15 protein-coding genes are annotated in these 15553 nt (G+C 36.1%); 11 read left to right on the forward strand and 4 right to left on the reverse strand.

Features of this window, described 5'->3' with window-relative positions:
- Positions 1-29: 29 nt before the first annotated feature.
- Positions 30-755: a glycerophosphodiester phosphodiesterase gene (locus ACXVYO_RS01520; protein ID WP_073517728.1), complete on the reverse strand. Its 726-nt coding sequence runs from the start codon at positions 753-755 to the stop codon at positions 30-32.
- A gap of 152 nt (positions 756-907) precedes the next feature.
- Between ACXVYO_RS01520 and ACXVYO_RS01525 the strand changes: the two genes are divergently transcribed.
- The 4 genes from ACXVYO_RS01525 (at position 908) to speB (ending at position 4565) form a co-directional block, all read left to right on the forward strand.
- Complete coding sequence (locus ACXVYO_RS01525) at positions 908-1315, forward strand: MerR family transcriptional regulator (protein WP_000276565.1); 408 nt, start codon at positions 908-910, stop codon at positions 1313-1315.
- A gap of 5 nt (positions 1316-1320) precedes the next feature.
- Positions 1321-2484 carry an MFS transporter gene (locus tag ACXVYO_RS01530; RefSeq protein WP_458465859.1) on the forward strand — a complete coding sequence of 388 codons (1164 nt, stop codon included), beginning with the start codon at positions 1321-1323 and terminating at the stop codon, positions 2482-2484.
- Positions 2485-2647: 163 nt separating this feature from the next.
- Positions 2648-3475, forward strand: a complete 828-nt coding sequence (speE, locus tag ACXVYO_RS01535; RefSeq protein ID WP_000424696.1) for a polyamine aminopropyltransferase — start codon at positions 2648-2650, stop codon at positions 3473-3475.
- A gap of 217 nt (positions 3476-3692) precedes the next feature.
- Positions 3693-4565 (forward strand): agmatinase, encoded by an 873-nt coding sequence (gene speB / locus ACXVYO_RS01540; protein WP_001209831.1) that lies wholly within the window; start codon positions 3693-3695, stop codon positions 4563-4565.
- A 206-nt stretch (positions 4566-4771) separates the two neighbouring features.
- Here the strand turns inward: speB and ACXVYO_RS01545 are convergent, their stop codons facing one another.
- Positions 4772-5809 (reverse strand): PTS sugar transporter subunit IIC, encoded by a 1038-nt coding sequence (locus tag ACXVYO_RS01545; protein WP_458465860.1) that lies wholly within the window; start codon positions 5807-5809, stop codon positions 4772-4774.
- A gap of 234 nt (positions 5810-6043) precedes the next feature.
- Here ACXVYO_RS01545 and ACXVYO_RS01550 point away from each other — a divergent pair, with 234 nt between their 5' ends.
- A complete protein-coding gene (locus tag ACXVYO_RS01550; protein WP_073517731.1) occupies positions 6044-6406 on the forward strand; it encodes a YxeA family protein in 363 nt (120 codons plus the stop codon).
- A gap of 25 nt (positions 6407-6431) precedes the next feature.
- On the opposite strand, the gene ACXVYO_RS01555 is transcribed toward ACXVYO_RS01550, so the two are convergent.
- The gene (locus ACXVYO_RS01555; RefSeq protein ID WP_458465861.1) at positions 6432-7418 is read right to left on the reverse strand and encodes a S66 family peptidase; all 987 of its coding nucleotides are present in this window, start codon (positions 7416-7418) and stop codon (positions 6432-6434) included.
- Between the two features lie 202 nt (positions 7419-7620).
- Here ACXVYO_RS01555 and ACXVYO_RS01560 point away from each other — a divergent pair, with 202 nt between their 5' ends.
- The 5 genes from ACXVYO_RS01560 to ACXVYO_RS01580 all read left to right on the forward strand — a co-directional run bounded on the left by ACXVYO_RS01560 (position 7621) and on the right by ACXVYO_RS01580 (position 11538).
- Positions 7621-8058 (forward strand): YwiB family protein, encoded by a 438-nt coding sequence (locus tag ACXVYO_RS01560; protein ID WP_000414868.1) that lies wholly within the window; start codon positions 7621-7623, stop codon positions 8056-8058.
- Positions 8058-9728: an arginine--tRNA ligase gene (gene argS, locus ACXVYO_RS01565; protein ID WP_458465862.1), complete on the forward strand. Its 1671-nt coding sequence runs from the start codon at positions 8058-8060 to the stop codon at positions 9726-9728. Before ACXVYO_RS01560 ends, argS begins: the two co-directional genes overlap by 1 nt.
- Positions 9729-10054: 326 nt before the next feature.
- Complete coding sequence (locus tag ACXVYO_RS01570; protein WP_073517733.1) at positions 10055-10582, forward strand: RNA polymerase sigma factor; 528 nt, start codon at positions 10055-10057, stop codon at positions 10580-10582.
- Positions 10569-10883, forward strand: a complete 315-nt coding sequence (locus ACXVYO_RS01575; RefSeq protein WP_458465863.1) for an anti-sigma factor — start codon at positions 10569-10571, stop codon at positions 10881-10883. Before ACXVYO_RS01570 ends, ACXVYO_RS01575 begins: the two co-directional genes overlap by 14 nt.
- Positions 10867-11538 carry an anti-sigma factor gene (locus tag ACXVYO_RS01580; protein ID WP_458465864.1) on the forward strand — a complete coding sequence of 224 codons (672 nt, stop codon included), beginning with the start codon at positions 10867-10869 and terminating at the stop codon, positions 11536-11538. The genes ACXVYO_RS01575 and ACXVYO_RS01580 overlap by 17 nt, the downstream gene beginning before the upstream one ends.
- Positions 11539-11563: 25 nt before the next feature.
- Here ACXVYO_RS01580 and ACXVYO_RS01585 read toward each other — a convergent pair whose 3' ends face one another.
- On the reverse strand, positions 11564-11938 hold the full coding sequence (locus ACXVYO_RS01585; protein WP_458465865.1) for a hypothetical protein: 375 nt from the start codon (positions 11936-11938) through the stop codon (positions 11564-11566).
- 1774 nt (positions 11939-13712) lie between these two features.
- Between ACXVYO_RS01585 and ACXVYO_RS01590 the strand changes: the two genes are divergently transcribed.
- Positions 13713-15553 (forward strand): Cna B-type domain-containing protein (locus tag ACXVYO_RS01590; protein ID WP_458465868.1); only part of this gene is annotated, 1841 nt, incomplete at its 3' end.

Consider the following 15553-nt stretch of genomic DNA (forward strand, 5'->3'; position numbering starts at 1 on the left):
GAAATTTCGAAAACAAAAAGCTCCTTCAATTAAGAAAGGAGCTCAAAGGCACGTGCTGGCCAATCGGTAATAATGACATCTACGCCGTAGTCAATCATAGTTTGTAAATCTTTGTATTCGTTAATTGTATAAGGGCGGAAAGCGTACCCTTGATTTTGTGCAAATTGGACAAATTCTTTTGTTAATAATTGGAAGTTTGGGTGTAAACCAGTTGCGTTTCTACTTTTTGCTTCAGCAATCGGATCAGCAAGTGGTGTATCATATAAAATTGCTCTTGGGATTTCAGGAGCTATTTCTGCTAGTAATGAAACAGAGTCGTGGTTAAACGATGAGAATACAATTTGATTAGATAGATGATATTCACGAACGAGAGCAACAACTTTTTCTTCAATGTTTGGATAGTGAATGACATCTGTTTTTAACTCAATGTTGAGCTGTAACTTTGTTGTAGATAGCCAAATGAATACTTCGCGTAACGTTGGGATTTTTGCTTCATGGAAAGAAGGGTCTTTATGGCTGCCGGCATCTAAAGCTTGTAATTCCGCTACCGTTTTTTCAGAAACAAGACCTATGCCATTTGTTGTACGATCTACTGTTTCATCGTGAATCACGACAAGCTCACCATCTTTTGATAGGTGGACATCAAGTTCAATGCCATGGGCACCAATACGTTCTGCTTCTTGGAAGGCAATCATCGTATTTTCTGGATGTGTTCCTTTTACCCCGCGATGAGCGAAAATAAGTGGTTTATTCATACGGAAATCTCCTTATCGTTTCTTTTCTTTCATTATGAAACTGCTTTTGGAAAAATACAATTGAATAGGATAAACATTTACAAAAGTCTAACAGTTGCACAAAAGTTAACGTTAACGTAAAATGTAATAATCGAGTGAAGGGAGGAATAAACATGTATAAAATTGATGAAGTCACAAAGCAAGTTGGTTTAACAAAACGTACACTTCGTTATTATGAGGAAATTGGTTTAATTCATCCCCCTGAACGGAGTGAGGGGAACATTCGCCTGTATACAGACGAGGACATCGCTAGAATTAAAAGGATTGTGGAAGCGAAAGAAGTGCTAGGGATTACGCTTCAAGAAATGCAACATTTCTTATCATTAAAAGAAAGAATGGAGCAAAGAAGAAATAGTGAGAATCCTCGTGACCGCGAAGTGATTCAAGAAATTAAAGAGATGCTTGAAAAACAAGTGCAAACGTTAGACGAGAAAATGGAGCAAATGCAACGTGTAAAGGCAGAACTTGAAGATAGCTTACATCGTGCAGTGACATTTTTAGATAGCACAAAAGGAGAATGATCAAAATGGAGAGCAAACAAAAACTAGGGAGATTGATTACAGTGGTGGCTACCTTCCTTGCCTTTTCGGGTATAGGGGTAGTCGATCCAATCTTACCAAGCATTGCTGAGCAAATTGGTGCATCTCATTGGCAAGTAGAGATGTTATTTACAGCATATATTTTAACGATGGCAATTATGATGTTACCAGCTGGAGTATTCGCATCGAGATTTGGTGATAAACGAATGATGACGATTGGTCTTGCGATTGTGACTGTATTTGCGTTTATATGTGGTATATCGCAAACGATTGCTCAATTATCTCTGTTCCGCGCAGGATGGGGATTAGGAAATGCGATGTTCTTCGCAACGGCGATGACATTATTGATTGCATTAAGTAAAGAAGTTCATGAAGCGGTAGGATTGTATGAAGCAGCTATCGGTTTAGGAATGGCAGGCGGACCGCTATTAGGCGGGATATTAGGTGGACATTCTTGGCGTTACCCATTTTTTGCGACGAGTATTTTAATTTTCTTAGCATTTATTTTAGTTTTCTTTTTTGTAAAAGAACCGGAGCGAAAAGTGAAGCGTAAATCGGCAGGCGTAGGGGAATTACTTAACCTAGTGAAGTATAAACCGTTTATGCAAGGTGCGATTTCAGGAATGTTATACTACTACGGATTTTTCGTTGTGTTAGCATATTCACCACTTATTATGCATTTATCTGCTATTCAATTAGGATTTGTATTTTGCGGATGGGGATTAGCGTTAGCTTACGGTTCTGCAATTTTAGCCCATAAGCTAGAAGGTAAATATGAGCCGAAAACATTGTTGAAAGGCAGTTTACTCGTATTTGCGCTTTTCTTAATCGCACTATTCTTTGTGAAAATTATGTGGTTACAAATTGTATTAATTGTTCTATCAGGATTAGCGTCTGGATTAAATAATGCATTATTTACAAGTTATGTAATGGATATTTCACCTTATGAAAGATCTGTTACATCAGGTGTTTATAACTTCGTTCGTTGGTTAGGTGGCGCAATTGCTCCAATCTTATCAGGAATCATCGGTCATACTGTTTCACCACAAAGTCCGTTTTTAGTTGGTGGAATTGTTGTGTTAGTCGGTTGCGTAATGATTTTAATTCCGATTCGAAAACCGGTAGAATTAGAGACAAAAGCCCTTTCTTAAGAAAGGGTTTCTTTATACATATATATTAGAACCCTCTGACTAAAATATATTTTCGGTATTTTTGTACTTTTAACTATACATTTTGGATGTTTTGTTTTATTTTTGTTAGGGGACATTAATGATGTCCCTATTATAAATTTGCATTGAGAGGCGTGATTGTACGATGGAACTATGGTTCACTGAAAAACAAACAAAACATTTTGGGATTACGGCGCGTATTAACCGCACATTACATACGGAGCAAACAGAATTCCAAAAACTTGATATGGTTGAAACGGAAGAGTTCGGAAACATGCTTATTTTAGACGGCATGGTTATGACAACAGAAAAAGATGAGTTCGTTTATCATGAAATGGTAGCGCACGTACCTTTATTTACACATCCAAACCCTGAAAACGTATTAGTTGTAGGTGGTGGCGATGGTGGTGTTATTCGCGAAGTGTTAAAACACCCAAGCGTAAAGAAAGCAACTCTTGTTGAAATCGATGGAAAAGTAATTGAGTACTCTAAACAATACTTACCATCAATTGCAGGCGCATTAGATAATGAGCGTGTAGAAGTAAAAGTAGGAGACGGTTTCCTACACATCGCAGAAAGCGAAAATGAATATGACGTAATTATGGTAGATTCTACTGAGCCAGTAGGACCAGCAGTAAACTTATTTACAAAAGGCTTCTACGCTGGAATCTCTAAAGCGTTAAAAGAAGACGGTATTTTCGTTGCACAAACGGACAACCCTTGGTTCACACCAGAACTAATTACAACTGTGTTTAAAGACGTAAAAGAGATCTTCCCAATTACTCGTTTATACACAGCGAACATTCCAACTTACCCAAGTGGTCTTTGGACGTTCACAATTGGATCTAAAAAACATGATCCATTAGAAGTAAGTGAAGAGCGTTTCCACGAAATTGAAACGAAATACTACACAAAAGAATTACACAATGCGGCATTCGCATTACCGAAATTTGTTGGCGATTTAATTAAGTAAGAGAATCGTACTGAACAAATAAAGTGTAAGTAGCTCATTTAAGGTGTTTGTCCAGAAGACTTGAACATGCTAGCTACTTACACTCCTGTAAAGAAAATCGTCTTCTTGTTATGAAACAGAAGACCCGGTAAATCGAGAAAGAGGAGCAATGCGCTCCAAATTTGAGAAATAATGAAAGGTTGGGATACCTTAAGTTCCACATAAGGAGGAAAAGAATATGCGTTTTGATGAAGCTTATTCAGGTAAAGTATTTATTAAAAGTCATCCAAGTTTTGAAGAGTCAAAGGTAGTTATTTACGGGATGCCTATGGATTGGACAGTAAGTTACCGTCCAGGTTCTCGTTTTGGCCCTGCACGTATTCGTGAAGTATCAATCGGTCTTGAAGAATATAGCCCATATTTAGATCGTGAATTAGAAGAGGTAAAATATTTTGATGCGGGTGATATCCCATTACCATTCGGAAACGCACAACGCAGTTTAGACATGATTGAAGAGTATGTATCAAAACTTTTAGATGCCGATAAGTTTCCACTAGGTCTCGGCGGTGAGCACTTAGTGTCTTGGCCAATTTTTAAGGCAATGGCAAAAAAATATCCGGATTTAGCAATCATCCATATGGATGCTCATACTGATTTACGTGAATCGTATGAAGGGGAGCCTTTATCCCACTCTACACCTATTCGTAAAGTGTGCGATTTAATTGGTCCGGAAAACGTATATTCTTTCGGTATTCGTTCTGGAATGAAGGAAGAATTCGAATGGGCAAAAGAAGTAGGTATGAACTTATATAAATTTGACGTATTAGAACCGTTAAAAGAAGTATTGCCGAAACTTGCAGGACGCCCAGTTTATGTCACAATCGACATTGACGTATTAGACCCAGCTCACGCTCCAGGAACAGGAACGTTAGAAGCTGGAGGTATCACATCTAAAGAATTATTAGATTCCATCGTAGCAATTGCAAATTCAAATATAAATGTAGTTGGAGCAGACTTAGTAGAAGTAGCTCCTGTCTACGACCATAGTGATCAAACACCAGTCGCAGCAAGCAAATTCGTGCGGGAAATGCTGCTCGGTTGGGTGAAATAAAAGTGAAGCCGACTGTTTAGCCCCGGTGACTAAGGTTCTTAGACGCAAGGGCCTAGGAGGCATAATTGGATAAAGTAAAAGCGGAAGCGGCTTGCTCAGAATCGCAGGTCATGGAATGCTCGACAGAGAGTGTGAAATGGCCGGAAGTTCTAGCTGCCGTAGCTGCATAAAAGAAAGAGCCTCCCATATGAATAGGGGCTCTTTTTTTATGCAACTTTCTCTTCTGAAGTAATACCGCGAATTTCATCAGCAGAACGAATTGGATATTTACGGAACACGATTGATCCGATGTATCCAATAATCGTGGTAACGATTCCACATAATACAGCAGCAATTGTTACTTTTACAACGTCATTAAATCCGAATAAGACAAGAAGTCCTGGGATTGGTGATGCTGTTCCTGGCGCATTATTAACGAGCTGGAACAGAGATGTAATAATACCAGCAAGTGCACCGCCAACGAAGTTTGTCGCATAAATTGGAATTGGATTTGCTGAAACAACATCGGCTTGTGTTAAAGGCTCGATTGCTACAGCGATTGTGTCTTTCTTCGAGCAAATTTTTAGTCGCTTAAAGAAAATAAAGTTCATCGGGGCTGAGGCTGCTACGGCAAGACTACCAATTGCCATTGGTAAACCTGTTAATCCAAGCATTGCAGTTAATGCCATAGAACTTAATGGAGAGGTAGAAATAACTGTTATTAATCCACCAAGCATAATACCCATAATGATAGGACTTTCTGTAGTTGCAACTGAAATCATAGAACCGATTTTACCGAGTGTTGCGTTCACGAGCGGATCCATAAGCATTGCCATGCCGCGCGAGATTGGTGCAGCAATAAATAAAATTGCTAAAAATTCTACACCAGCCGGTAATTTCTTTTCGAGAAATTTCACGACGAAAGCGCAAATGTATCCAGCGAAAAATCCTGGTAAAATACCGAATCCACTAGTAGCGATACCGATTAATACAGCATATACGGGTGAAACACCGATTGCTAGTGCGACTAAAATTGCTGCTGCGACACCGCTCATACTACCAGAAGCTTCTCCTACTGATTGTAAAAAGTCATTATGAAACATTTCTCCACCGATATAACGGTGAAATGCTTCAATAAGAAAACTTGCGATTGCTGCATTAGCTAAAGCACCCATTGCTTTCATGCCGTAAGGAGCACGGTAACTAAAAAGTGTAAATAGACAAAGTACAACAAGTAATAGTGCTAAACCTTGCAAGATAGCCATTTGAAAACTGTCTCCTTTGATTTTTGTAATAAAAATTCGTATCATTTAATAATAATATAAAAGTTTGTTAAACGGAAAAATTTTTTGATGGGAATTTGCTATAAAGGGAAAAACTCTTACAATAATGTAAGGAAAGTGTAAGGCGTTTCGATAGAGTATAGTATGTTGTTTTTCGTATAATACATGTATAGACATAAGGTTAGTGAGAAAGAAGTGCAAACAGGAGGCGCATTTATGAAATTGGTAATTAAAGTTTTAGCTGTGTTCGCCATTATTTTAGGGGGAACAGCATATTATTTAAACACAAAAACAGAAGGTGTACATGCTTTTGTAGACAACTTCTTTTCAAATAAAGAAATACAAGATTATTATGCGGTTATAGATAAAGGTGAGAAAAAAGATGGAGAATACTTATACACTTTTAAGGGGTATACAGAAGACGGAAAGTTACAAGTTGTGAAAAGAATGATGAACCGTGAATTGCATACGGGGGCATTTATAAAAATTTATGCAAAAGGTATGCAAGGAAAAGGATGGGCTGAAATTTCAAAAGAATCAATTCCGCAAAAAGCGTTGGATAAAATAGAAAAACCATAAAAGGAGCGACTCATTCGCTCCTTTTTTAGTGCGTTAAAATGGTGATAGATATCTTTTCTTTGTTAGAAATGATTTTTGCACGTCCACCAATTGGGAAAGTGAAAATTGGGGTTGTATGCCCGAAACTTGCGTTTGCAATGATAGGGATATATGCAAGTTCAGGTTTTGAAGCGATCATTTCTTGAATGTCTTCTATCGTACATTCTGCACCTTTTTGCATCTTTCCTATAACGATGCCCTTTACGCACTCAAAATCTGGCTGCTGCATAAGGGAATGTAAATAGCGATCAAAATTTTTAAGGGTAGCTGTTCCAGTTAAACTATCCTCTTCAAGAAATAAAATTTTATCCTGTAAATTTGGCATATACGGTGTACCTTGCAGTAAATTCAATGTGCTCATATTACCACCGATAATCGTTCCAGTTGCTTCGCCTTCGTGAATTGAAACGTATCCTTCATTTTTAATGAACTCTCGATTTTCCTGATCGATGTACCAAGAATCATCGCTCCATGTTTCAGATGGGAGGACTTCAATAGGCTCATTAGAAGTTAAGCATTTTAAAAAGTAATCGCTCGTATACTCGAGTCCTTTCTCCATTCCAAATGAAGAGAAATGGGGTCCTGAATATGTAACGAGTCCTGTTTTTGCGTAGATGGCATTATTTAAAGCGGTAATATCAGAATAGCCACAGAAAAACTTCGGGTTTTCTCGAATTAAATTATAATCGAGATGTTTCAATAAACCATTAGAGTTGTATCCGCCGAGTGTCGTTAAAATGGCTTGTACATTCGGGTCTCTAAATGCTTCGTGGAGGTCTTGAATGCGTGAAGAAATAGAAGAGGAAGCAAATCGGTCGATCTCATCAGCATATGTTGAGAATGTAACTTGAAAGCCCATGTCAGTTAATCTTTTTATAGCAAGCTCTTGGTTCGTATTTGAGACAATACTTAAACTACAAGATGGTGAAATAACTCTAATTTCATCACCTTTTTTCAATTTTGTTGGTAGCACATAATTCACCCCTTTAAATGAAAGAATATTTAGATTTAAAAAATATTTTATCATATGAAATAAGGTGAAGGTGAATTATTTTTTGAAAAGGAGTTTTCCTGATTTTTCAGCAGACAGACAGAGGTTTTTTTTGATATGATAGGAAAAGTGATTTATTATATACATTATTTAATATCTATAACATGTGAAGGGTGTGCAAGACGTGGAGAAACAACTTGCAGGCTTGCCGGTACACGTTCATTTCGTAACAGAAATCCGTGAAGGGGCGAGGAAGGAAACCGTTGCTTTTGAAGCAAATGGTCAATACTATGTAAAAGGTCAAGGTACATATGTAACATTCCAAGAGCCGAACGAACAGGGCGAAGTGAAAACAATTATTAAAATTCAAGATGAACAAGTTCTCATTATGCGTTCAGGTGCTGTTTCAATGCGTCAAACGCATGTGAAAGGTGAATGGACAACTGGTACGTATACGAGTGAACTTGGTACGTTTGCATTGCAAACGAAAACTGATAACGTTCTTTTTAAATGGTCGGATGAAAAGAAAAAAGGACAACTCTTCTTAACGTACGCATTGCTTCTAAGTGAACAAGAAGCTGGCAGATATACAATTACACTTAATTTGAAGGAGGCAAAATAATGAATTCTTTAGAACAAGTAAAAGGATTAATTAAAGAAGAAATTCAAGCTGCTGTATTAAAGGCAGAATTAGCGACAGAAGAACAGATTCCAAACGTTGTATTAGAATCTCCAAAAGATAAAACAAATGGTGACTTCTCTACAAATATGGCAATGCAACTTGCACGCGTTGCGAAAAAAGCACCTCGTATGATTGCAGAAGAATTAGTTGCAAACTTCGATAAAGCAAAAGCTTCTATTGAAAAAATTGAAATCGCAGGTCCTGGTTTCATTAACTTCTATATGGATAATAGCTACTTAACAGACTTAATCCCAACAATCGTTAACGCTGGCGAAGCTTACGGTGAAACGAATACTGGTAAAGGTGAAAAAATACAAATTGAGTTCGTATCTGCGAACCCAACAGGTGACCTTCACTTAGGACATGCACGTGGTGCGGCAGTGGGTGACACTTTATGTAACGTATTAGCAAAAGCAGGGTACGATGTATCTCGTGAGTACTACATTAATGACGCGGGTAACCAAATTCATAACTTAGCTCTTTCTGTTGAAGCTCGTTACATGCAAGCTTTAGGCTTAGAGAAAGAAATGCCAGAAGACGGATACCATGGTGCGGACATCATTGGAATCGGTAAGCTTTTAGCTGAAGAATTTGGTGATCGTTATGCAAAAGCTGATGCAGAAGAAAGCTATGAGTTCTATCGTTCATACGGTTTAAAATATGAGTTAGCAAAACTTCAAAAAGACTTAGAAAGCTTCCGTGTTAAATTCGATGTATGGTTCTCAGAAACATCATTATATAAAAACGGAAAAATCGATGCTGCACTTGCAGTATTAAAAGAGCGTGATGAGATCTTTGAAGAAGGCGGTGCAACTTGGTTCCGTTCTATGACTTACGGTGACGACAAAAACCGTGTATTAATTAAAAACGACGGTTCTTACACATACTTAACGCCAGATATCGCTTACCACCGTGATAAATTAGAGCGTGGTTTCGATAAGTTAATCAACATTTGGGGTGCTGACCACCACGGTTACATTCCTCGTATGAAAGCTGCTATTCAAGCACTTGGTTACGATAAAGAAACACTTGAAGTAGAAATCATCCAAATGGTACAACTATACCAAAATGGTGAAAAAATGAAGATGAGTAAGCGTACAGGTAAAGCAGTTACACTTCGTGAGCTTATGGAAGAAGTAGGCGTGGACGCAATGCGTTACTTCTTCGCAATGCGTAGCGGTGATTCTCATTTAGACTTTGATATGGACTTAGCTGTATCAAAATCTAATGAAAACCCAGTATACTATGCACAATATGCTCATGCTCGCGTATGCAGTATCCTTCGTCAAGGTGAAGAGTTAGGATTAGCTACAGGCGGAGACGTGAATTACAAACTTGTTACTTCTGAGAAAGAAGTAGAGTTATTGAAAAAACTTGGTGAATTCCCAGCTGTAGTTGCGGATGCAGCGCAAAAACGTCTGCCACACCGCATTACAAGCTATGCATTTGAATTAGCAGCAGCATTACACAGCTTCTACAATGCAGAAAAAGTATTAAACCAAGACAACTTAGAATTAAGTAAAGCTCGCTATGAGTTAATGAAAGCAGTACGCACTACACTTCAAAACGCATTAGCAATCGTAGGAGTATCTGCACCAGAAAAAATGTAATTAAGAAAAGCGGAGCCGACTGTTTAGCCCTGAAGGCTAAGATTCTTTCCCACAGAAGATGTATTTTATCTTCTCGTGGGGAAGGTTCTTAGACAGAAGGGGCTAGGAGGCAGAGCTAGACAATAAAGAAAAGCGGAAGCGGCTTGTTCAGAATAGGAGGAGGAAGGCGCGAAGCCACCGAGTATTCTAGCCGATTTTTCGCTTTCAGTAAAAGGCAATCACACGATGTTGTGATTGCCTTTTTGTATGGAAATAATAAAAAAATAAAATTCTATCAAACAAAAGGAGAATTTGCATCGTCTTATATAAATGACAGGAGGTTTAAGATGGAAGAAAAGGTAGAAGAATTAATTGATATATATAAGCAGCAAATATATTCCTTATGCTATAAATTAGCGAAAACGAAAGAAGATGCAGAAGATATTTTTCAAGAGACTTGGATAAAAGTTTTTTCCTCTAGGCACCAGCTTTCTTGCGTGGAAAATTATAAAAAATGGATTACTACAATTTGTGTTCGTACGTTTTATGACTTTTATCGTAAGAAGAAAAGGTGGAAAGATCGTGTATTGGATTTGTTTCATAAGGAGGATGGTGGAGAAATAGATTTCGCAGATGAAGTGGATGTATCAGAAGAATTTATTCAAAAAGTGGAAGCAGAAATGATACGGGAAGTTATACAGTTATTGAATGAAAAATATAAAACCGTGCTCGTACTCTACTATTATGAACAATACTCTTATAAAGAAATGAGCGAAATATTAAATATACCGATTGGTACGGTGAAATATCGCCTTAATTATGCGAAGAAGCAAATGCGGGAACATTTGGAGGGGTTCGTTTATGACGGAAGATAAGTTTGATCAGAAGATAAAAAGTAGCTTGGCGGGAGAGGTAATTCCTAGCGCAGAGCTGTTAAACAAAACAAAAGATGGTGTGCGAAAAGCTCGGAAATTAGAGAAAAGATGGTTTGTTTGTATACATATTACTTGGATTGTCTTATTAACAATTATGGTAGAACAGTTTGTTGTTCATTTAGACAATAAAAAACCTATCATAATGGCACTTGTTATAGTGATGCACTTATACATTCCTATATATATTGTCATACAGTCATTTTTAAAGAAGGAGTATAAATTACATGATAGAGTTCGCTAATCCATTTGTAGTATTTGAGATAGCTGGGATTACAATGCTTTTGAATTTTATAGCACTTTTAGTATGTGTAGCATCATGGGTATATACAGATGCAAAAGCGCGTGGAATAAGTAAGTGGTGGAGTGTAATAGCGATTGTATTGCCATTTTTTATTGGGGTTTTGTTATATATGACACGAAGAAGTAAAAAGAAAATAGAAGGAGAACATACAATGAAGGCTATGAAAAAACAAAAGATAACATTAGTTGTCATATTTGCAAGTGCGATGTTTGTATTGCTGAGCGGCTTTGCTTTCGTTCAAACGTTAGATGATATGTGGAAAGCCGGTGATATATATTTAGAAAGTGAGAAGCAAGGAGAGACAAGTTATGAAGCAAAATTCTCATCATGGGATATTGCTGGGAAAGATATTGAAATTCAGTACGAGAAAGATGCAGAAGTGACATTTTCTTATGAGACAGATGCAAAACGCGGTAATTTATGCTTTAGCTTGTATGAAAGACAAGGGGAAGGGATAAAAGAGTTACAAGAAATTTGTGAATCGAAAAAAGGTACTTTTACAGTTACATTAAAAGCGAATGAAAAATATGTGTTTAATATAAGTGGTGTAATGGTGAAAGATGGATTTGTGAAAGTGAATTGGGAAGCAAAATAAAGAGCCTTGAGAAAGGCCCTTTATTTTATTGGATAGTATAAGTAACAGAAAAGCTAACAGGACTATAGTAAACGAAAGGTGCATGAAATTGAACGTACATATTTCCATCTGTTTTTGCAGTGAAAATTCTGCCGTACCCATCAGAATAACGCCCGATAAGGTTATGATTTGAGTCATAAACACTGTAACTAGGAGTTTTGCTATTAGGTTGAATTGTTAACTCTTGTCCCTTTTGAAGGAAAACAGGTTCTTGTTCAGAACTACTTCCAGTTTGCAAGGAATAAAATTTTGTAAAGCTTTGTTCTTGAACGGCAGCAGCGACCTTTGTTTCGGGAATAAATGCGGTAGCACCAGTAATTCCTGCTAAAGTTAACGCACCGGCTAAAAACATTTTTTTCATAGTAGAAAAAGCCTCCTTATTAGTTGTAATCATTTTTGTTACAATTAATATTGTATATGATAATGAGCAGGAGGAAATATGCTTTTATGCATATATGTATTTTCTCAATAAAATGTCACCCACTTTAAAGTGGGTGATTTTTACTATAACTAATTGTTTTTTCTTTTGGGCTGACAAAACAAGACGGATAAAGACTTTATTATATGTTTTTTTATTTTAATTAATTTATATTGAGAAATAGAAAAGTAAAACCTGAATTATTTGCATATTTTTAATGAGGATATAGATGTTATTACTTTTAAAAGAAAGGTGGGTTTTTCTGAAAAACATAAATATATAATGTGTTGTAAATTAAGGAGAATTCTGTGAGGGTGTTCAATCTTAGCCAGAATATGATATGTAAAATAGGATAATCGGTTAACCTAAAGATGCCTTATAATAATGAAGTAAAAATGGGGAACAACAATTAACTATTGATTTTTGGTAACAATTCTAGAATAATAGACTATGGAAAAAATTTGTTGTTTTTTGGGGGAATTACGAAAAAAGGCATATCTGTATTATTTATTGATGAAATGCTAATAGGGAATGTTGTAATTGCTTTAAATCATGTTATTACAATCAAGGTAAGTGTATTTAAATTTATTATCTACCTAACAACTTAGTAGGTAATCCTCAAAATTTCTTATTTATTTAAAGAGTTAGGGATTTGGTGCTAATCAACTTGGTTTGTTAGATTCGATAAAAATAATGAGGAGATATACACCTCTTATTTTTGATTTAACATCAGTTATACTTATATATTAATACATAAATATATAAAAGTATATATAAATATTTTTTTATTCGTAAAGAAATTAAAAATTTTTAGCGGATAGATAATATGTAGGTTTATTTTAATTTTTTAGCATAGCTCTAGAATCAGATCCATCAGGAGAAACCCTTTTTCTTGACACCCATTTATATACTCCAAAAATGAAAAGACTGATTCCCGTATTTCTGCAAAATTCACCTGAAATCAGTTGAAAATCAAAAACGTTTTTAGTTACCCCAAAACTTGTTCCACTTTATTCAGATTTGGAGAATATTTCTTTTATCTTCATAGACAAACAATACTTCGTTCGTAATATTTTAACTCGCTCCACATTTATAAGCTTTTTTGCTGGTATGCTGAATGCGACTATAATCCATAATTTTCGTTCTTTTGTCAGAATGATAAGTATGGAAGTTGATAGGATGCATATTTGCTGTGAAGTAGTTAGTCTATATTTGCCCGCACTAGAATCTTTTACACATAGAATAATCATTTTATAATCCCTAAGGCACAAAAAGAAGAATGGTTGTCATGAGTTTCGTCTGGAATGCATTTTAAATCATTTTTTTCTGATTTTAAATGTATTCCAGTATCTGTCGTCTATATGTATTTATTATTTAAACTTCTTTATCAAGGTTTATCTATGTTTCTATTAAAAAATATAGGTCAAAAGTACATAATTGTGGGCGTGTTGAAAATGTTAGATACACTTATAAAAAATCAAGTTTCAAGTTGTTAAGTAGTAGTGAAGGGGGAAGAGAAATCATAATAGCTATTAAAAATGCGTAGGTGAAATAGTTGGATAACAGAATTTTCGTCATAACATGTTTGTACCAAAAACTATTTATATTTTAAATTATGAGGAGGCTAACATAAAGTATGTATTTAAAGAGAATAACTTCGATTTTTTCGATTATAATGATTTTTATGTTTACTATAGGTCAGAGTCTTTTGCCTATAGTGGCTAATGCACAAGAATTAAACACAGCAGGACTTGTGGATAGTTTTACGTTCGATAAAGAAAAATTAGGTTACTACGAACGAATGGGAATAAAAGTGGAGTTTAGTGAAAAACCTGGAAATAGGATAAAGCCTGGGGACACACTAACGTTAACGTTGCCTCCAGAATTACAAGGGTTTAGTGACACGATTCAGTTAGATGATTATGGTACTTGTAAAGTAAATGCAGGTACTGTGGTATGTACATTTAATGACAAGGTGGAATCAGAGAAAGATATTCAAGGCCATTTTTATTTTACAGTTCAATCCACTTATGCGGAAATAGATCAAGAGAATAAGGTCGAGACAAATTTAGGTACAATTTTAGATAAGCAATCTGTCACAGTTACTGGTCCAAGCGGTGGCGGTGGTACAGATCCTGGAAAGGGACCCTTTTCCTACAAAGCCGGTGAGATCCGACCAGAAAACACTAATGAAGTGCACTGGTATTTAATTGTAAACTATAACAAAGAAGTCTTAAGTAGTAATATTGATTTGACTGATACCTTGCAGGGAGGCCAAACGCTTAATAAAGATAGTTTCTATTTTGATTATGATAATGGTAATCCTGAAGACCGTAAAACCTTATCATTAGAAAAATTCGTAGCTGAAGGTTATGGAAAGATTCAGTTTAATAGTGACGAAACCTCTTTTGACATTGAGATTAATAAGGATAAAGCAAGTGGTAACACAGTTACAATTGGTTATAAAGCTAATATAACTGAAAGCGGAAAGAACCAAAAGGACCTTGAGAATAAGTATACGATTAAATACCAAGTTAAAGGTGAAGATCTACTTACCAATTCGGATGATTCCGTAGTTGAAAATATAATATCTGGTGGCGGAGCTGGAGGTAATAAGACTACATCAGTTTCGGGAACGAAGAAATGGAACGATAACAATGCAACAGATCGTCCAACAACAATCAAAGTAGACCTATTACAAAATGGTAAAGTGGTAGATACGAAAGAAGTAACAGCAGAAAAAGATTGGAAGTATGAATTCAAAGAGTTAGCGGTGTTCGATAAAAATGGAGCAGCATACGATTATAAAGTGGAAGAACAACCGGTACTAGGATATGAATCCAAAGTAGAAGGTTATGACATTACAAATACAAAAGTAGTACAAACGACAAACATTTCGGGAATAAAGAAATGGGAAGACTACAATAATAAATTCAACAAACGTCCAGGAAGCATCACAGTACAATTGCTTCAAGGTGATAAAGTGATACAAGACACGACAGTGAAAGTTGATGAAAAAGGAAACTGGAATTTCAGCTTCAAAGATCTACCGAAGTACGATGAAAAAGGAAATGAAATTCAATACACAGTAAGTGAAGTGAAAGTTGATAGCTACGAGACAAAAGTAGAAGGAACGACAATCACGAACACGTACAAAAATACTGATAAAACAGAAGTAAGTGGTAAGAAAGTCTGGGAAGACTACAACAACAAATTCAACAAACGTCCAGGAAGCATCAAAGTACAATTGCTTCAAGGTGGAAAAGAATTTAAAACAGAAGAAGTAAAAGCAGATAAAGAAGGAAACTGGAACTTTAGCTTTAAAGATCTACCGAAGTACGATGGGCAAGGAAATGAGTACAAGTACACAGTAGATGAAGTGAAAGTGAAAGACTATGAAACAAAAGTAGAAGGAACGACAATCACGAACACGTACAAAAATACTGATAAAACAGAAGTAAGTGGTAAGAAAGTCTGGGAAGACTACAACAACAAATTCAACACACGTCCAGGAAGCATCAAAGTTGAATTGCTTCAAGATGATAAAGTGATACAAGA

It is taken from the genome of Bacillus sp. BC08, from assembly GCF_054326875.1.